The sequence below is a fragment of the Glutamicibacter protophormiae genome (assembly GCF_016894325.1).
GTDB lineage: Bacteria > Actinomycetota > Actinomycetes > Actinomycetales > Micrococcaceae > Glutamicibacter > Glutamicibacter protophormiae.
Genome location: NZ_CP069806.1, coordinates 3,039,490 through 3,056,837, shown reverse-complemented (window position 1 = coordinate 3,056,837; position 17,348 = coordinate 3,039,490). Strand labels below are relative to the sequence as shown.

Sequence of the window (17,348 nt, the reverse complement as noted above, 5' to 3'; positions counted from 1 at the left end):
CCTGTTGGTTTTTAGTTAGACCGTGCTCGAGACGTGGCGGACGAACCTTTGAACTCGATCGTTGCCGCTCGGGCCGAAGATGTGCTCCGGTGGACCTGCGTCGACCACGTGGCCGTCTTCCATGAACACCACCCAATCGGCGACATCACGGGCCAACTTCATTTCGTGGGTGACGATCACCATGGTCATTCCTTCGTTGGCGAGATCGGCGATGACCTCAAGTACTTCTGCAACCAGTTCGGGGTCCAGCGCGCTGGTCGGCTCATCGAAAAGCATCACCGAAGGCTTCATGGCGAGCGCCCGGGCGATCGCCACACGTTGCTGCTGCCCACCGGAGAGCTGATGCGGGTACTTTGAGGCATGCTGAGCCAAGCCGACGCGAGCCAATAATTCGCGTGCGCAGGCTTCGGCTTCCTGCGCATTCATCAATCCGGTCTGCTGCGGTGCCAGGGTGATGTTCTGCAAAACACTCAGGTGCGGGAAAAGGTTGAAACGCTGGAACACCATGCCGATGTTTGTACGCTGTTTGGCCATGTCGGCGTCGGACCGGGCAACCTGGCGTCCGTCTGAGGACCGGCGGTAGCCAATGGTTTCACCATTGACCGTGACAATGCCACCGTCATGAGGTTCCAAATGATTCAATGTGCGAACCATGGTGGTCTTGCCGGAACCCGAGGGACCGATAACCACCACAACTTCTCCCTTGTGCACATCCAGATCAACGCTCTTGAGGACCTGGTTGCTACCGAACGTCTTGGTCACCTCGCGGGCCTCCACGATCTTTTCACCGCTGTGCGAGTGACGCTCGCGCATCCGCTCGACACGGCGGACCGTATCCTCCTGCACGTCCTCCAGGGTGCTGCGTCGTCGAGTGACATCAAGGCGCCGTTCAAGTATTCCGCGCAATTGGTCGAACACGGTGACCAGCAGCACGTAGAAGGCGGCAACAGCGGTGAGGGTTTCAAGAACCATGAAGTTCTGGGTGTAAAGACGCTGGCCGACCAAGAGGATTTCCGGAAGCGAAATCACCGAGGCTAGGGAAGTGAGTTTGAGGATAGAAACGAACTCGTTGCCCAGTGCCGGAAGCGAGATGCGAAATGCCTGCGGCAGCACGATCCTTCGTTGGAACTGGCCGTACTTCAGTCCTAGCGCCTTGGCGGCTTCACGCTGATCCAGCCCCACCGAGAGCAGCCCTCCACGGTGGATCTCCGCCATGTACGCGGCTTCGTGCAGGATCATGGCGATGAGCGCCGCATTGAATGACGAGCCAAGAATGACTTGTGAGGCGGGAAAAACCTGTGGAATGTTGTAGGCGAAGACAAGCAGGACAAGCAGCGGAAGGCTACGGAAGAGCCACGTGTAGACACCTGCAATTGTGTTCAGGGCCCGAGTGCGCGATTCGCGCATGAGCGCGAGCATGATGCCTGCGATGTTGGAGATGACCCAGGCCAAGACCGCCAGGCACACCACGATGCCGGCGCCCTTCCACAGATCGGGATCGAGGAACAGCGAAAAAGTATAGCTCCAGTCGAATTGCATTGCTCAGCCCTACTTCCGATTCATGGATTCTTTGAGCACGGCCGGGTCGACGGGCTCAAGGTTGTACTTCTCAAGCAACTTGGAATAGGTGCCATCGGACTGCAGCTGTTCCAGGGCTCCGGTCAGCGCTTGCTGCATTTCCGCGTTCCCCTTCTTGACGCCCAGACCGACCGCGATCGGGTAAATCAATTCGGTGCTCGTGAGCTTCAACCGATTGCCTGTCTTGTCGACCACGGTCTTGGCAACGGCTCCGTCGGTCATCTGCGCGTCAACCTGGTTGGACAACAGCGCCTGGGTAGCTTCCGGGTCGCTGGGGAATTCCTTGACCGTGATCCGGCCCTTGCCCGCGGCCGCGCACTTGTCCGATTCCTCTCCGGGGAGGATCGTGGCGATGACGGTAGCCGTGACCACGCCTACCGACTTACCGCACAGATCTTGGGCCGTGACGAAGGCAGTTGAATCCGCGCGAGAGATGATCGAGTTTCCGGTTTGGAAGTAAGGCACGAAGTCGACTTCCTTGGCCCGGGTCTCTGAAATGTATAGCGTTGAAGCGATGACGTCATACCTGTCAGCCTTGATGCCCGCGATGATTTGCGCGAAACGGGTATCGACGAAGTTCGCCTTGGTGCCCATGCTTCCGGCGAGGGCGTTCATCATGTCTACATCGAACCCGGCTGGCTTGCCGTCCACCAGCATGTCGTAGGGCGGGTAGGTCAGGTCAGAGCCGACGGTGAGGGCTGACGCGACCTTTGAATTGACTTGACTTGCTTTATCCTCCGTCGGTGCGGCGGCATTTGTGGTTCCAGAGCAGGCGCTGAGCGCTAAAGCCGCGACGGCGGTGCCGGCAGCAAGGACGTAGCGAAGTGGCATGGCCATGGAAATCTCCTAAAGTTTATGGGGTGGTTAGTTGCTATGAACGTGGCGTTCGTTGCTAGCGGGATTGATTGCACCACTGGTTCGCCAGCGCGGCGTAAATGGCGATGATTTCGTCGTACTTCGCTTGTTCGACCCATTCATCTGCCCAGCTGTAAGGCGGAGTGCCGGGACCGATATTGATGGCCGGTATCCCGGCCTGAGCCAGGGGAACCATATCGGTCCAAAACGGGATGCCCTTGAAGATTGGAGTGGAACCGATCGATGCCACGGCGTGTGCGGTGGCTTGGGCAATCGGGCTCTCCGGGTCAATTTCATAGGGTAGACGTGGTCCCGAGAGCCAATGTTCGCTGAATTCGACGGTAGCCTTGATTCGCGGGTCCACAGCCGTCAACCGGCCAATCATCTCCTCGGCCTGCTCGCGTACCTGGTAGGGATCTTGGCTTGGAAGCAGCCGGATATCGCAAGTCATCTCACAACGATCGGGCACTTGGTTGTGCTTAGTGCCACCTCGAATGGTGCCGATGTTCAAATTCGGTCCGCCGGGAAGCTCCGGATGAGGCCGATAGGGCATTTCGGATTCAAATTTGCGCATACCGGCCAGGATCGGCTCCATGGTCTCGATGGCATTCAGTCCCAGTTCCTTGGCAGAGGTGTGGGCCTGCTTTCCATGGGTAGTCACCTTCAGATAGGCGGCTCCGCGGTGAACAGTTCCAATCGTGTTGTCGGTAGGCTCGCCGCAAATCCCGGCATCGGCGGTGAATCCCGCGTCAAGCAGGGATCGGGTGCCGACACCTCCCTCGAAGTGGCAGGAAACGCCCTGGAATACGACATCACCCTTAGGGCGCTGTCCTGACAGCGCGATATCACGCATGACAGCCAGGCCAGCGGTGGTTGCCGCTTTCATGTCGGCGATTCCGGCCCCGTAGATTTTTCCGTCTTCAACGGTGGCAGCGAACGGATCCTTGGTCCAGTCCGGGGAGATCTCATAGGTATCAAGGTGGCCGTTGAGCAGGAGGGACTTGCCCCCGCCTGTTCCCTTGATTCGTCCGCCGACCGAGTAGCGGCCTGGCATGGATTCCACGAGTGCGACCTCGTCAACTCCCCACTGACGCATCGATTCGGCCATGAATTCGGCGAGCTGGGTTTCTCGACCCCATGTCGAATCGATACTCAGAACTTCATGGAGCAGTCCGAGGTTTCTGGTGGAAATTTCAGCCGGTGTGGGTTGCTTGGTTGGCACAGTCATGGGAATCCTCTGTCTGGTTTGCGAGGCCAGCGGAAGTGCTACTGGCATTGAGTCGACTATGCGCCACCACGTAGAGTGTTGTAAATCACATGAATTTGAAGGAAGGTATCGGAAAAATCGATGGCTGATATAACGCTCAAGCAAATCGAGTACCTGCTGGCCGCTGCTGAAACAGGCAGTGTTACTGCGGCCGCGGCCAAGCTGTTTCTCAGTCAATCGGCGGTGTCGACTGCGCTGGCGGAATTGGAGCAGAGTCTGGGTGCGCAGCTTTTCATTCGCCATCCGCGCGGCATGACACTGACAAATGCCGGCCGTGAAGCACTGGCTGACGGCCGACGAATCTTGGGAAGCGTTCAAGAAATGCGTGAAACGGCGCGCGCGAATTCGGATTCCCTGGTCGGCGGTTTGAGTGTCGGATGCTACTCGACCATGGCCCCGGTGCTGTTGCCGCGGGTTATTGACGGGTTCTTGAAACGCAACCCGCAGGTGGATCTGTCGTTCGTCGAGGGATCGCATTCGATGCTCGCTGAGCAGCTTCGGAGTGGTGCCATAGACCTTGCAATTGTTTACGATTATGACATTCGGGAGCTCAAGCACCCTGATGAATTCACGCTTCACAGGGTTGATGCGATGGCGCCGCATGTGCTGCTTCCGCCGGACCATCGGCTGGCTGAACGCAAAAAGGTGAACCTGCATGAACTGGTTGGCGAGGATTTAATCCTGTTCGATCTTGCGCCCGGGGGAGAGTATTTTCTCTCCCTGTTCCAGCATTTCGGCCTGGAGCCGAAAGTTCGGTTTCGCACGACAAGTTTTGAAATGGTGCGTGCCATGGTGGCCCGCGGCCTCGGGTATTCGATACTCAGCCAGCGCACTGATATTTCGATGAGCTACGAGGGCAAGGTCTTTGCGACTCGCGAGCTTGGCGATGAAATCGCCCCTCTGGCTGTTTCGACCGCGCGCTTGACCCGGGCCCGTCCCACTCGCCGAATGCAGGCTTTTGCTGAAGAACTCTCGCAGCAGCTCACCGCGTGGAACGGAATCGGGGGAATAGGGCTCTGACAATGGTTTCACTTTTTTCGATGGAGTGATCTCAAAGAAACTAATTGTCCTATTGTGCGCTGTGTCACAGACTGGTTTGTATCAACAAAGCTACCGGCGAAGGCCGGACGAACCAGGAGGCAGGACATGGCAACATCGACTGAAACCACCACTGCCAACGGAAAAGCCGTTGGCCGTCAGGAAGCCGGCGAAAAACCAGACCTTCGCACCGCGTTTGTGCAGGCCATGGGCCGCACTGCAACCGGGGTTACCGTCGTCGGGACCGACGGCCCGGGCGGACGGCTGGCCCAGACTGTCAGCGCAATGTGCTCAGTCTCCGCCGATCCGGAAACCCTGCTGGTCTGCGTCAACCGCAAGAGCCCGCTCAACGAGGAAATCGCGCGCAATGGGGTTTTTTCGGTTTCGGTGCTCGGCGTACAGCATGATCACGTTGCAGACACTTTCGCCGGCCGCCCCTGGCCAGGCAAGGACCGGTGGGATTTCACCTGCGGCAATTGGACGAGCTTGCCGCAGGGGAGCCCGGCCGTTGAAGACGCGGTCGCCATTTTCGAGTGCAACCTGCGCCAGGTCGTCGAATGCGGAACGCACTTTATCTACTTCGGCAATGTGACCCATGCCGATGGACGAGAAGGCGAGCCACTGACCTACCACGCGCGCACCTACGGCAAGCCGCTGCCGGTTCCGCCTTCCGTTTTCGAGGACTATCCCGGTTCCGGGCCGGTCCGCTAAAGGTCAACTACTCCAACAATTGAAAGGTAACTGCTGTGCTTCGTACTGGTGATGAATACCGTGAATCGATTCGAGACGGTCGAAAAGTCTATGTTGACGGGGAGGAAGTGAAGGATGTCACGACCCACCCAATGTTCAAGCCGATCGTGGACAAGCGCGCGAGGATCTACGACATGGCCCACGAGGAGTCGACGCAAAGCGTCATGACCTATGCGGACTCCAACACCGGCGAAATGAATGCCATTGGCAACAGACTGCCTCGGACCAAGGAAGACTGGTGGGATAAGCGTCGCGCCGTGGACGCAGTGCAACGCGAAGCCGGCGGCGTGGTTACCCGGGTGGGAGACGAAACCATCGGCGAGATGTGGTCGCTTTTTGATGGCCAGGACGTGCTGAACGAAGTTGATCCGGGCTTTTCGGAGAATATCCGCCGCCATATCCAGCGAACGATCACCGAAGACACTTTCCACATTTCGGCCAATACGGATCCCAAGGGCGACCGCTCCAAGGCCCCACAGGACCAGGATCCAGACATGCTGTTGCATGTAGTGAAGGAGACAGACAACGGTATCGTGGTACGCGGCGCCAAGTACGAGACGGCAGCCGCGTATGCCAATCAAGCGTTTACCAAGCCGACCATTGCCAACTGGGGCAATAGCGAGCTGTCCGACTACGCCGTTGGCTTTATTGCCGATCTCGGTTCGCCGGGGCTGAAATTCATTTCACGTACCGGATTCGCCGGGCGGTCCTCCGCCGCGGATTACCCGCTGTCGAACTCGGTAGATGAGGTTGAGTCGCTGGTGATCTTCGACAACGTCGAGATCCCTTGGGAAAACGTGCTTTTCTACCGGCATACGAAGGCTGCTAGTTTCATTCGTTCGACTCTGCACCGCTACTCGGCATTCCCATTCGTGCAGCGTACCCAGCATTTGGCCGACTTGATGATCGGGGCGGCGTTGTGGAACGTGAAGCAGACCGGTCTCGAAAAGCAGCAGGCCGTGCAGGAAAAGCTTGCTCAGCTCGCCTGCTATCGCGAAAACATCAATGCCCACCTCACCGCCTCGATCGCGATGGCCGAGGAAAGCCCGGGAGGGTTGTTGATGCCAAACCAGTCGCTGCTGTACACCGGTCGCGTGACCGCGCTGTCCCAGTTGCCGGCGATGATGCATATTGCCCGTGAACTATGCGGTGGACAGATCTGCATTACGCCGAATTCCGGTGCTTTCGCCCACCCGGACACCAAGGGCTGGCTGGACAAGTATTACTCGATTAACGATGACTGGGTGGCCGAAGACCGGCGCAAGCTGCTGGCGTTCGCCCGCGATCTGCTCAATAGCGACTATGCGGGACACCGGTTGACGTTCCAGCTGTTCGCCCAGTCGCCGCCATTTGCACAGCTTGGCGCGATCTACCGCAACTTCGACTTTGACGGGCCCTTGGACCTGGTCCGAAAGGCCGCGGATCTTTCCGACAATGTCCTGGGCGGACAGGTGCTCGGCTCCGTAAACCGCAGCCAGCTTGATGGAAAGGTGGCTATCAAGTGACCTTCTCATTGGTAGCACGAGATCCGGAAACTGGCGCATTTGGAATGGTGGTCACCTCCTCCAGCCCTGCAGTGGCAGCACGCTGCATCCACTTGCGAGCAGGCACGGGAGGCGTAGCCTCGCAGAACGTCACTGACCCGGGACTGGGCGCAAGGATTCTCGACGAGCTTGCGAACGGAATCGATGCGGTGGAGGCCCTTGCACGGGTCGTCGAAGGCACGGATTTCATAGATTTCCGGCAGCTGTCGGTCGTTGACAACAACGGCGGCACCGCAACCTTTTCCGGCACTGGAACGTTGGGAACGCACCGAACTGTTGAATTCAACGGGGCAGTGGCGGCAGGAAATCTGCTCAGCGATGCGAGGGTGCCGCAAGCCATGATGGACGCCTATCAGAACTCCAAGGCCGACTCTTTCGAAGGCCGCCTGATTGACGGTCTGGCCGCTGGACAGGCCGCCGGCGGCGAGGAAGGACCTGTGCATTCCGCCGGACTGATGGTCCTGGACCGCCATGATTGGGCACCGACAGACCTGAGAGTCGACTGGGATGACGACGATCCCATCGCTGCCTTGGCCAGGCTCTGGGAACGCTGGGCACCTGAGAAGGAAGCCTATCGCACCAGAGCCGTATCACCAGGCTTGGCACCGAGCTATGGGGTGCCCGGGGACGAATAGCACACCACCGAATTGCGAACGGGCCCAACACGAGGACATCGGGTTGGGCCCGTTTCGGTGGAATAGCGGCCTAGCACGGCAGGACAACAGAAAACAATTAGCAGAAGGACATAATTGCCATGGTGAAATCTCGCGCGTCTGTAAAGGAAAAGCAGGCGGCAATGCAAGAATCGACGAATGAACGCGTCATGGGCAAGGTGCTCGATGCTTTGCCCTATCTGATCGGCCTTTCGGAGAAGATCCATGGGAATCCCGAATTGGGATGGCAGGAGCATCAAGCCGCTGAATGGACCGCGAATTACCTCGAATCTGCCGGATTCTCCGTGACACGGAACTATCTGGAGTTCCCTACCGCACTGCGTGCAGTATTCGGCACGGGCAGCAGGCGTGTGGGCATTTTTGCTGAATACGACGCGCTTCCAGGGCTAGGCCACGCTTGCGGGCACAACTTGATAACCGCCATGTCCTGCGGAACTGCGATCGCGTTGGTGGAGTTCGCCAATGAGCTGGATCTGAGCATCGAGGTTTACGGGACGCCAGCTGAAGAAGGCGGAGGCGGCAAGATCGAGATGATCAAGCGCGGCGCTTTTGCCGGTCTTGACTTGGCGCTGATGGCCCACCCCGGGCCCGTGGACTCAGCCGAGGCCAGACCTTTTGCCGTAGGGCACCACAAGGTCGGATATCGCGGCAAGGCTGCCCACGCAGCGGCCTACCCCGAGCAGGGAGTCAACGCCAATGATGCCTTTGTCGTTGCCCAAGTAGCACTGGGTCTCTTGCGTCAGCAGATGGGAGCGGAATCCCGGGTCCATGGGATCCAGACAGTGGGAGGCCAAGCGCCTAACGCAATTCCCGAGCTGACCGAGGGGCGTTGGTACGTGAGAGCCGAGACCCTAGATGAACTGAAAATCCTGGAAGACAAGGTCCAGCGCTGTTTCCAGGCCGGTGCGCTGGCCACCGGGGCGGAACTGAGCTGGGAACCCGAATCTGAACCCTACTCCGAGTTTCGTACCGACGAACGGGCTATGGAACTGTATGTCAAGCACGCGCACGGCCTAGGACGTGCATTTGATGCTCCGAAGGAGCACGCCACGATGAACCGGGCATCCACCGATATGGGCAACGTTTCCCAAATTGTTCCGGCCATTCACCCCTACATCGGGTTGGGCTGCTATCCGATTTCCAACCATCAGCCGGAGTTCGCAGCGTATTGCGTGGGAGATGCAGCAAACCAGGTAATCCACGACGGAGCAGCCGCATTGGCGCTGACCGTTATCGATTATTTCGCGAACTAGAACTGAGCGGGAAACTGCCAAGCTGATAAGGATAAAGCAATGACTCAATACACTAACTCGACATTGGAAACGCGATTGGAATCCGATTCCCTTGGAACTGCCCAGATCCCCAGTGATGCATATTGGGGAATCAGCACGTGGCGTGCAGTTAACAACTTTCCCATCAGCGGTCGGCCGATTGGGTCACTTCGAGATCTTGTCTGGGCCCTCGGTGCAGTGAAAATGGCTGCCGCGAGGTCCAATGAAGCAGCCGGGTTGCTCAGCGCCGAGCATTCACATGCGATTCAACAGGCAGCGGAGGAGGTGATGAATGGAGTATTCGACGACCAGTTCGTAGTGGACAGGATCCAAGGAGGTGCCGGAACGAGCACCAACATGAACGCGAACGAGGTTATCGCCAATCGTGCCTTGGGCATCTTGGGGCTGCGGCGAGGCGACTATCACGAGTTGAACCCGATCGATCATGTCAACCGCAGCCAGAGCACCAACGACGTTTATCCGACCGCGATGAAGATAACCTTGCTTCGCAACTTGGAAAGGCTCATGGTTGAACACCAGCAGCTCATCGAGGCATTCGCCGCGAAAGGACGGGAATTCAGCGCCATCCTCAAGGTGGGACGCACCCAGCTGCAGGACGCGGTGCCCATGACCCTGGGGCAGGAATTCGATGCTTTTTCCGAAACACTGCGCGAAGACCTGTTAAGGCTGAGCGAACTGCAACCGCACCTGACCGAAGTGAACTTGGGTGCCACCGCTATCGGAACCGGGATTACCGCGCCACCGCACTACCGGCAACGCGTGGTCAAGGAGCTGGCCAGCATCACCGGTCTGGACTTGAAACCGGCGACCAACATGGTGGAAGCGACTAGCGACACGGGGGTGTTCTTGCTGTATTCAGGGTTACTGAAGCGCGCGGCGGTGAAACTCTCCAAGATCTGCAATGATCTTCGACTGCTGTCTTCTGGTCCGCAAAGCGGGTTAGGGGAGATCACGTTGCCTGCCCGTCAGGCCGGCTCGTCGATCATGCCGGGCAAGATCAACCCGGTGATTCCCGAGGCCGTAAACCAGGTGGCGTTCCGGGTCATGGGCGCGGACACCACGGTGACGGCCGCCGTCGAAGCCGGTCAGCTGCAACTGAACGCATTTGAACCAGTCATGTTGGACGCCTTGGTGGAATCAACGCAGTGGTTGAGCTCTGCCTGCCGGATCTTGCGCGAGCAATGCGTCGAGGGGATCGCCGCCAATGAGGCATTCCTGACCCGAACCATGGCGGCATCGTTATCGGTGATCACGGGCCTGACACCCTTACTGGGCTATGCAAATTCGGCTGCTTTGGCGAAGGAAGCGCTGGAAGGGGAGAAGAGCTTGCGGCAGCTGGTGTTGGAGCGAGGACTGCTTAGCGAGGAACAGTTGCGCACTGCTCTGTCACCGATGGAGCTGACCGGTGCGGCGCGAGTGGAGCAATCCGGAGCGCGGTGAATTTCGGGATTAGGTGCCTGCACGGATACCTTCAGTCTTTGGCCAAGGGAAAGGAGGACACCGACGGCCCGTTTCCTGACGTGGAAGTTGTGGAACGAGGGAAACGGGCCGGCAGGTGGTTGAACTGCGGGCCTATAGGCCGCGCACCAGCAGGACGTCCAGCACGCGAGGACCGTGTACGCCTTCGACACGTTCGAGCTCGATGTCGCTGGTGGCCGACGGACCGGAAATCCAGGTCAACGGCCGGGTGACGGTCAGACGCGGCATCGCCTCGGGCAGCAGCTGCACGATCGTGGACACCGGAACAATGCACACGTGGTGGTCGGGAACCAGCGAAATCGCGCGGCGGCCCTGGTCGGGTTCACCGTCAAGGATGATGGTCCCGGATTCGGCGATGGATACCGCAGAGGAGGTCACCACGGCGCTGGTCTCATCCAGCTCGGCGACGCTCAACCGGGCACCGGGGGTGTCGATGCGACGGGCAATGCCCTGCGGCAGTGCCGACAGCCAAACGGTGTCCAGCCCGTGCGGATAGACCACGGAAGCGGCCTTGCCAAGCTTGGCAGCCACGAAGTCAGGAATCTGCGCGGCGTCGATGACGTCCACTCCGGCCTTGTAGTCGACCAGCCGGTCGACGAGCATCTCGATGAGCTGCTCCTCGCTCATGTCCGAGCTGGTGCGGTATTCGCGGGGGACTTCCTCGGCGGCCGGGGCATCGGCCAGAGCCGAACGGATGCGTCCGAGGATTTCTTCTTTGGCGCTCACTTGGATTCCTTCTCGTCGCTCCACCAGTCGCGGAAGGACTTGTTTGGCGGGGCCGGGATGTCGCGGCTCTGGGTCCAGCCGGCGGCGATGCCCGGAAGCTTCTTGATCTTCTTGCTCTTGCCGGCGGCCAGGCGGCCCAGCGGCAGCGCCTTTTCCAGCAGGCCGATGTTCTTGCCCTTGCCCAGCGCCCAGGAACCGCCCTTCATGAGCAGGTCCATCTGGGTCGGGATCTTGTGCTTGCCGCGGTTGGCGTCCACGTCATCCCCGCGCAGGTGCACCAGGATTTCGGGGATGTTGATCTTGACCGGGCAGGCCTCGTAGCAGGCGCCGCACAGCGAGGAGGCGTAGGGCAGCGAGCCGTTGTCCTCGGCCTCGATGCCGGTCATCAGCGGCGAAAGGATCGCTCCGATCGGGCCGGGGTAGGTCGAGCCGTAGGCATGGCCGCCGGTGCGCTCGTAGACCGGGCAGACGTTCATGCATGCCGAGCAGCGGATGCAGTTCAGCGCGGAGCGTCCGAATTTGTCGGCCAGCACGCGCGAACGACCGTTGTCCAGCAGCACGATGTGCACGTTCTGCGGTCCGTCGTCTTCGCTCACGCCGGTCCACAGCGAGGTGTACGGGTTCATGCGCTCACCGGTCGAGGAACGCGGCAGCAGCTGCATGAACACCTCGATGTCCTCCCAGTTGGGCAGGACCTTTTCGATGCCCATGACGGTGATCAGGGTTTCCGGAAGGGTCAGGCACATGCGGCCGTTGCCCTCGGACTCCACGACACCCAGGGTGCCGGTGTCCGCCAGCGCGAAGTTCGCGCCGGAGATGGCGACCTTGGCCGCCAGGAACTTCTTGCGCAGGTGCTTGCGGGCCGCCTCGGCGAGCTTCGCGGGCTCGTCGGTCAGGTCCGGATCCACGACCGGCATTTCCTTCAGGAAGATGTCGCGCACCTCGGTGCGGTTCTTGTGGATGGCCGGGACCAGAATGTGGCTCGGCTTGTCGTGGCCCAGCTGGACGATCAGTTCGGCCAGGTCGGTTTCGAAGGCTTCGATGCCTTGGGTTTCCAGATGCTCGTTCAAGCCGATTTCCTGGGTCGCCATGGACTTGACCTTGACGACCTCGGTGGAGCCGGTCTCCTTGACCAGGCTGGTGACGATCTCGTTCGCCTCCTGCGCGTCGCGGGCCCAGTGGACCACGCCGCCGCGTGCGGTGAAGTTTTTCTCGAATTCCAGCAGGCGCTCTTCGAGATTGATCATCGAGGAGTTCTTGATGGCGCTGCCGGCGTCGCGCAGCTGCTCCCAGTCGGGAAGCTCGCCGACCACACGCAGGCGCTTGTCGCGGATCGTGTGCGTGGCGTGGCGCAGGTTCTTGCGCAGCTGGGTGTTGCCCAGTTCGCGGTGCGCGGCCTGGGGGAATGGCTCCTGCTCAAACAGGTTGCCCTGTCCCGGGGCCGGCATGCCGAGGAATACCTGGCTCACAGTTTCACCGTCTCTTCCATGGTGCTGGCCAGGATGTCGGCCAGGTGCAGGGTCTTGGGCTTGGCACCGGTGCGGGACAGGCCGCCGCCGATATGCATCAGGCAGGAAGCGTCGCCGCCCGAGCAGGCCGAAGCGCCGGTGGAGCAAATGTTCTTCACCTTGTCCTCCAGCATGGCTGAGGAAACGTCCGCGTTCTTGATAGAGAAGGTGCCGCCGAAGCCGCAGCACTGGTCGGCTTCCGGCAGCTCGTTCACGGTGATGCCGCCGACGGTCTTGAGCAGGTTGAGCTGGCGGTCGCCAAGCTGCAGCGAGCGCATGCCGTGGCAGGACGGGTGGTAGGTGATGGTCTCGGGGAAGTAGCTGCCCAGTTGCTTCGCGGCATCGGTGATGCCCAGGACATCGACCAGCAGCTGCGACAACTCGTAGGTGCGCTTGCCCACTGCCACCGCGCGTTCCTTCAGCTCCGGCTTGCCCAAGCGCTCGGCGAGGTAGGGGTGCTGGTGCTTGACCGAAGCGACGCAGGAGCCCGACGGCGCGACTGCAACGTCGTAGTCGTCCGTGTCGAAGGCGTTGATATGGTTTTCAACCACAGGCAGGGCTTCGGGCATGTATCCGGAGTTCATGTGCATTTGCCCACAGCAGGCCTGGGCCTTGGGGAAAATGACCTCATGGCCCAAGCGTTCCAGAATTTTCACTGTGGACTTGGCTGTTTCGGGGTACATGGCATCGACGATGCATGTGGCAAAGAGAGCGATCCGCATACTAAATAACTCTTTCGAAGTGTGGTCTGACCATACTATGCGCGAACCTTCTCGATAGTCAAGACTTGTTGTGATGGCTCTCACCTCGTACACTTAGTGGTCGGACCACGTATGGTCAGACCATCACAAGTAAGGACGCCCACACCGTGTTTACCCCAACAACGGACCCCATAGCTGGCAGTGTTGCCATCTCTGCGCTGGTCGCGCTCGTTCCGCTGCTCACCTTTTTCATCCTCCTTGCCGTCATTAAGACCAAGGCCCACGTGGCCGGTCTCGGCTCCTTGGCAGTTGCGATCCTCGTCGCCATCTTCGGCTGGAACATGCCGGTGGGCATGGCGCTGAATTCAGGCGTCATGGGCATGGTGTTCGGCGCCTTCCCAATTGTCTGGATCGTCGTCATGGCGATCTTCCTCTACCAGGTCACCGTGGTCTCCGGCCGCTTCGAGGACCTGCGCCGCGTCTTCGACGTGATCGGCGGCGGCGATGTCCGCATCCAGGCCGTGCTGATCGCCTTCTGCTTCGGCGGACTGCTCGAAGCGCTGGCCGGTTTCGGCGCGCCGGTGGCCATCACCGCGACCATGCTGCTGGCCCTGGGCCTGTCCCCGCTGCGCGCCGCCTGCGCCGTGCTGATCGCCAACACCGCCCCGGTCGCCTTCGGCGCCGTGGCCATCCCGATCACCACCGCCGGTGCGCTGACCGGCATCCCGTCGGCTGAGATCGGCGCCGTGGTGGGCCACCAGTCGCCAATCCTGGCGCTCTTTGTGCCATCCATCCTGGTCCTGGTTATCGACGGCTGGCGCGGCATGCGCCAGACCCTGCCGGCCACCTTGTTCATCGGCTTCTCCTTCGCCGTGGCCCAGTGGCTGTGCGCCACCTACTTCTCCTACGAGCTGACCGACATCGTCGCCTCGCTGGTCGGCCTGGCCGCCGCTGTGATCCTGCTTCGCTTCTGGACCCCGAAGGGCGCCGACGAGGCCCGCGGCCGCATCCTGACCGCCGAGGCCGCCGCGCTGCCGATCGAGCACGGCAAGAAGCTGAACCCTTCCAACACCTGGATGGCGCTGTTCCCCTACCTGCTGGTCATCCTGATCTTCGGCGTGGCCAAGCTCTGGAAGCTGGGTGTGGACATTCCCGCATGGCTTTCCGGCACCGACATCAAGTTCGGCTGGCCGGGACTGCACGGCGCTGTGGTTGACGCCAACGGCGAGGCAGTGTCCTCCACCATCTACAACTTCTCCTGGCTGTCCTCCCCGGGCACCCTGCTGCTGATCACCGGCACCATCGTGGCGCTGGTCTACTCGATGAACGACGGCGGCGGCAAGTACAAGATGACCTTCGGCCGCGGCATGGCCGAGGTCTGGCACACCGTCTTCAACATGCGCTACGCCGCACTGACCATCCTGTCGGTGCTGGGCTTGGCCTACGTGATGAACCTGTCCGGCCAGACCATCACCGTGGGCACCTGGCTTGCCGGCACCGGCGCGTTCTTCGCCTTCCTGTCGCCGATCCTGGGCTGGATCGGCACCGCGGTGACCGGTTCGGACACCTCGGCCAACGCGCTGTTCGCCAAGCTGCAGCAGACCGCCGGCATGAACGCCGGCATCGATCCGACCCTGCTGGTGGCCGCCAATACTTCCGGCGGCGTGGTCGGCAAGCTGATCTCCCCGCAGAACCTGGCCATCGCCGCCACCGCGGTGAAGATGGAGGGCCAGGAATCGGTCATCCTGAAGAAGGTCGCCGGGTGGTCCGTGGGCATGCTGCTGGTACTGTGCGTGCTGGTTTACCTGCAGTCCACCCCGGTGTTGTCCTGGATGCTGCCGTAGCCTGAATCCGGGCTAAAATTGGGTCTTGATGTCAGTAAATCCAGCTCCACGTGCATACCAAGTCGTTCTCACCGCAATTGAGAAAGACCTGCGGTCAGGAGTCCTCACGCTGGGAGACCAGCTCCCCGGCGAGAGGGCCCTGGCTGAAAAACACGGAATCTCCCGCGCTTCGGTGCGCGACGCGATCCGCATCCTCGACGTGATGGGGATCGTGCGCACCTCCACCGGTTCGGGTCCGAACTCCGGTGCGGTGATCATCTCCGAGCCCTCAGCCGGAATCTCCCAGGCACTGCGCTTGCATGTGGCGGCCAAGGGGATCAATGTCCGTGAGATCGTGGAATCGCGAATCCTGCTGGAAACCTGGGCAGCGCAGATGCAGCCGCGCGATACCGTGTACGCGCAGCAGGTTCTGGACCGCACCGCGGTGCTGATCATGCGCATGGACGACCCGCAGCTCTCGCGCGACGAGTTCCACCGCATCGACGCGGAGTTCCACGTGCTGCTGGCCTCCACGGCCGGCAATGCGGTGGTCGAGTCCATGATGGAGTCGCTGCGCAACTCGATCAGCGACTACGTGGCCGCTTCGATCCCGGATGACGAGTCCTGGCAGCCGATCGTGCGCACGCTGCGCCGCCAGCACAAGGCGATCCACCACGCGTTCGCCACGGACCAGCGCGAGCGCGCGGCCCAGCTGCTCGAGGAGCACATCAACTGGTTCTACTCGCAAACCCGATAGCAAGACCAACGCCGAGGCCTTCGGTCCAAGAATGGATCGAAGGCCTCGGCTTTTTGCGCTGAATTTTGGCGAAGTCTGGAAGCGATACGTCGACAGGCACCGTCCGTGCAGGGGCTAGACGATGGCAGCTTGCCACCTTCCAAGACGCAGTCAGCCTGAGCCAGAAGTGCTTCAACTGCTTTTGGGATGTTACTCGTATCAAGTGCAGCGGCGGGTGACAACAACGAGCACCATCGGTAATTTGTGCTTACACGCCACTGGGCAAGCCTAGGAATCAGTCGGCAAATGGCTCCGACACCCAATGGGGATGCTCTCCGAAGCTCAGTTCGCAGTTGCGGCAGGAATACCTTGGCACCGGTGGGTTCGGAATGACGCAGCCGCCAACGACGTATTCCTCTTCATCAGGCGGGAAAGCTGGCATGCCCCACAAGTATTCCTTTGGGTTCCGGGCTCCGCAGTTCGGGCAGGCAATGCGCATTCCCCGGAGATGCTTGAGCGTTGGTGCATGCATCAGCCGGTGGCAATCGGCGCATAACAACGCTGCATCATCGACATGGTCCTGGATGTCCCAATGCAGATCGACATGATGATCGCGGAAGAAGTGAACCGTACTCCTGCCCTTGACATTGGTCTGGCAGCCGTCGCAGTAGTCGGTTTCTGAATCATGTCTTTGCGCGAGGGCCAAGGCATGCACCGTGGCTGTAGCTTCCGACTCGCTATCGACCCTGCAGGCTCCCGCATCGAGGTACAACGGGCGCGGATTTTCAACGAGCCCGGTCAACGCTTTGAGAACGCGCTCCGCGAGCTGGGGATTGAGCGCCTGCGAGGATCGAAGCAGCCCGGAATCGCACAGCTGTTCGAGGTCCAGCAACGAAATCGGCTGGGCGAATGTTGCCTCGCGGCGGACATCGTAGGTTCGCCCTTCTAGTGAGTTCACGGTTTCCAGTGCCACAATCAACGGAGGCGTCGTGGCAAGGACGGTAAGTACCATGGTGCCTGCCGAAATTTCTTCCCCGATATTCCAGACACGTTGATCCATCCTGGACACATCGAGGTAGGCTGCGGCACCGATCGCGTCAGGCTCCCAGCAGAAGTACAACTTCTTTTCGGATCCCAGCGTGAAGGGCATCTCGGCATCGATTTCATTGCGCTGGCGGTTCAGCAGCGCGTTGGGCGGGAAATGGGGCCTAAGCTGTTCTTCGAATGGCTCATGCTGGCGAATCATGTCGATTAGTTCCTGTCGAGTCATATCCATGCAGGCCCAAGCCTGCTCGGGTGACGTCAGTTGGCCGTAGCGGGAAATCAGTTGCGCGCGGTCGAAGGAGCGGTAGTCGGTCATTAGGTCAGGACCCCCGG

15 protein-coding genes are annotated in these 17,348 nt (G+C 60.3%); 8 read left to right on the top strand and 7 right to left on the bottom strand.

Going from position 1 to position 17,348, the window contains the following annotated elements:
• Positions 1-15 precede the first annotated feature (15 nt).
• From JQN66_RS18620 to JQN66_RS14295, 3 genes are read right to left on the bottom strand one after another with little or no spacing between them, the layout of a single operon-like run.
• Positions 16-1,539 carry an amino acid ABC transporter permease/ATP-binding protein gene (locus JQN66_RS18620; RefSeq protein WP_204675623.1) on the bottom strand — a complete coding sequence of 508 codons (1,524 nt, stop codon included), beginning with the start codon at positions 1,537-1,539 and terminating at the stop codon, positions 16-18.
• Between the two features lie 9 nt (positions 1,540-1,548).
• The gene (locus JQN66_RS14300) at positions 1,549-2,415 is read right to left on the bottom strand and encodes an ABC transporter substrate-binding protein (protein ID WP_204675622.1); all 867 of its coding nucleotides are present in this window, start codon (positions 2,413-2,415) and stop codon (positions 1,549-1,551) included.
• A gap of 55 nt (positions 2,416-2,470) precedes the next feature.
• Positions 2,471-3,661 carry a M20 family metallopeptidase gene (locus JQN66_RS14295; RefSeq protein ID WP_204675621.1) on the bottom strand — a complete coding sequence of 397 codons (1,191 nt, stop codon included), beginning with the start codon at positions 3,659-3,661 and terminating at the stop codon, positions 2,471-2,473.
• A 120-nt stretch (positions 3,662-3,781) separates the two neighbouring features.
• Between JQN66_RS14295 and JQN66_RS14290 the strand changes: the two genes are divergently transcribed.
• The 6 genes from JQN66_RS14290 to JQN66_RS14265 all read left to right on the top strand — a co-directional run bounded on the left by JQN66_RS14290 (position 3,782) and on the right by JQN66_RS14265 (position 10,438).
• Positions 3,782-4,720, top strand: coding sequence for a LysR family transcriptional regulator (locus JQN66_RS14290; RefSeq protein WP_204675620.1), 939 nt, complete (start codon positions 3,782-3,784; stop codon positions 4,718-4,720).
• 126 nt (positions 4,721-4,846) lie between these two features.
• Positions 4,847-5,449, top strand: a complete 603-nt coding sequence (locus JQN66_RS14285; RefSeq protein WP_204675619.1) for a flavin reductase family protein — start codon at positions 4,847-4,849, stop codon at positions 5,447-5,449.
• A gap of 35 nt (positions 5,450-5,484) precedes the next feature.
• Positions 5,485-6,993, top strand: a complete 1,509-nt coding sequence (locus tag JQN66_RS14280) for a 4-hydroxyphenylacetate 3-hydroxylase family protein (RefSeq protein WP_204675618.1) — start codon at positions 5,485-5,487, stop codon at positions 6,991-6,993.
• The gene (locus JQN66_RS14275; RefSeq protein ID WP_204675617.1) at positions 6,990-7,667 is read left to right on the top strand and encodes a DUF1028 domain-containing protein; all 678 of its coding nucleotides are present in this window, start codon (positions 6,990-6,992) and stop codon (positions 7,665-7,667) included. The genes JQN66_RS14280 and JQN66_RS14275 overlap by 4 nt, the downstream gene beginning before the upstream one ends.
• Positions 7,668-7,828: 161 nt before the next feature.
• Complete coding sequence (locus JQN66_RS14270) at positions 7,829-8,959, top strand: M20 family metallopeptidase (RefSeq protein WP_204677617.1); 1,131 nt, start codon at positions 7,829-7,831, stop codon at positions 8,957-8,959.
• A 39-nt stretch (positions 8,960-8,998) separates the two neighbouring features.
• On the top strand, positions 8,999-10,438 hold the full coding sequence (locus JQN66_RS14265) for an aspartate ammonia-lyase (protein ID WP_204675616.1): 1,440 nt from the start codon (positions 8,999-9,001) through the stop codon (positions 10,436-10,438).
• A gap of 132 nt (positions 10,439-10,570) precedes the next feature.
• Here the strand turns inward: JQN66_RS14265 and JQN66_RS14260 are convergent, their stop codons facing one another.
• The 3 genes from JQN66_RS14260 to JQN66_RS14250 are packed head-to-tail and all read right to left on the bottom strand — an operon-like array spanning position 10,571 to position 13,433.
• The gene (locus JQN66_RS14260) at positions 10,571-11,203 is read right to left on the bottom strand and encodes a LutC/YkgG family protein (RefSeq protein WP_204675615.1); all 633 of its coding nucleotides are present in this window, start codon (positions 11,201-11,203) and stop codon (positions 10,571-10,573) included.
• Entirely contained in the window at positions 11,200-12,651 is a 1,452-nt protein-coding gene (locus JQN66_RS14255) for a LutB/LldF family L-lactate oxidation iron-sulfur protein (RefSeq protein WP_239464224.1), read from the bottom strand. Before JQN66_RS14255 ends, JQN66_RS14260 begins: the two co-directional genes overlap by 4 nt.
• Positions 12,652-12,668: 17 nt before the next feature.
• Entirely contained in the window at positions 12,669-13,433 is a 765-nt protein-coding gene (locus JQN66_RS14250) for a (Fe-S)-binding protein (protein WP_204675613.1), read from the bottom strand.
• A 146-nt stretch (positions 13,434-13,579) separates the two neighbouring features.
• Between JQN66_RS14250 and JQN66_RS14245 the strand changes: the two genes are divergently transcribed.
• A complete protein-coding gene (locus tag JQN66_RS14245; protein WP_204675612.1) occupies positions 13,580-15,256 on the top strand; it encodes an L-lactate permease in 1,677 nt (558 codons plus the stop codon).
• Between the two features lie 28 nt (positions 15,257-15,284).
• A complete protein-coding gene (locus JQN66_RS14240) occupies positions 15,285-15,992 on the top strand; it encodes a FadR/GntR family transcriptional regulator (protein WP_204675611.1) in 708 nt (235 codons plus the stop codon).
• Between the two features lie 274 nt (positions 15,993-16,266).
• Here the strand turns inward: JQN66_RS14240 and JQN66_RS14235 are convergent, their stop codons facing one another.
• A complete protein-coding gene (locus JQN66_RS14235) occupies positions 16,267-17,331 on the bottom strand; it encodes a hypothetical protein (RefSeq protein WP_204675610.1) in 1,065 nt (354 codons plus the stop codon).
• Between the last annotated feature and the right edge of the window lie 17 nt (positions 17,332-17,348).

Coding starts and splice junctions, on each gene's coding strand:
- JQN66_RS18620 (WP_204675623.1), bottom strand. CDS start 1,539: ATGCAATTCGACTGGAGCTATACTTTTTCGCTGTTCCTCGATCCCGAT.
- JQN66_RS14300 (WP_204675622.1), bottom strand. CDS start 2,415: ATGGCCATGCCACTTCGCTACGTCCTTGCTGCCGGCACCGCCGTCGCG.
- JQN66_RS14295 (WP_204675621.1), bottom strand. CDS start 3,661: ATGACTGTGCCAACCAAGCAACCCACACCGGCTGAAATTTCCACCAGA.
- JQN66_RS14290 (WP_204675620.1), top strand. CDS start 3,782: ATGGCTGATATAACGCTCAAGCAAATCGAGTACCTGCTGGCCGCTGCT.
- JQN66_RS14285 (WP_204675619.1), top strand. CDS start 4,847: ATGGCAACATCGACTGAAACCACCACTGCCAACGGAAAAGCCGTTGGC.
- JQN66_RS14270 (WP_204677617.1), top strand. CDS start 7,829: ATGCAAGAATCGACGAATGAACGCGTCATGGGCAAGGTGCTCGATGCT.
- JQN66_RS14265 (WP_204675616.1), top strand. CDS start 8,999: ATGACTCAATACACTAACTCGACATTGGAAACGCGATTGGAATCCGAT.
- JQN66_RS14255 (WP_239464224.1), bottom strand. CDS start 12,651: ATGCCGGCCCCGGGACAGGGCAACCTGTTTGAGCAGGAGCCATTCCCC.
- JQN66_RS14250 (WP_204675613.1), bottom strand. CDS start 13,433: ATGCGGATCGCTCTCTTTGCCACATGCATCGTCGATGCCATGTACCCC.
- JQN66_RS14240 (WP_204675611.1), top strand. CDS start 15,285: ATGTCAGTAAATCCAGCTCCACGTGCATACCAAGTCGTTCTCACCGCA.
- JQN66_RS14235 (WP_204675610.1), bottom strand. CDS start 17,331: ATGACCGACTACCGCTCCTTCGACCGCGCGCAACTGATTTCCCGCTAC.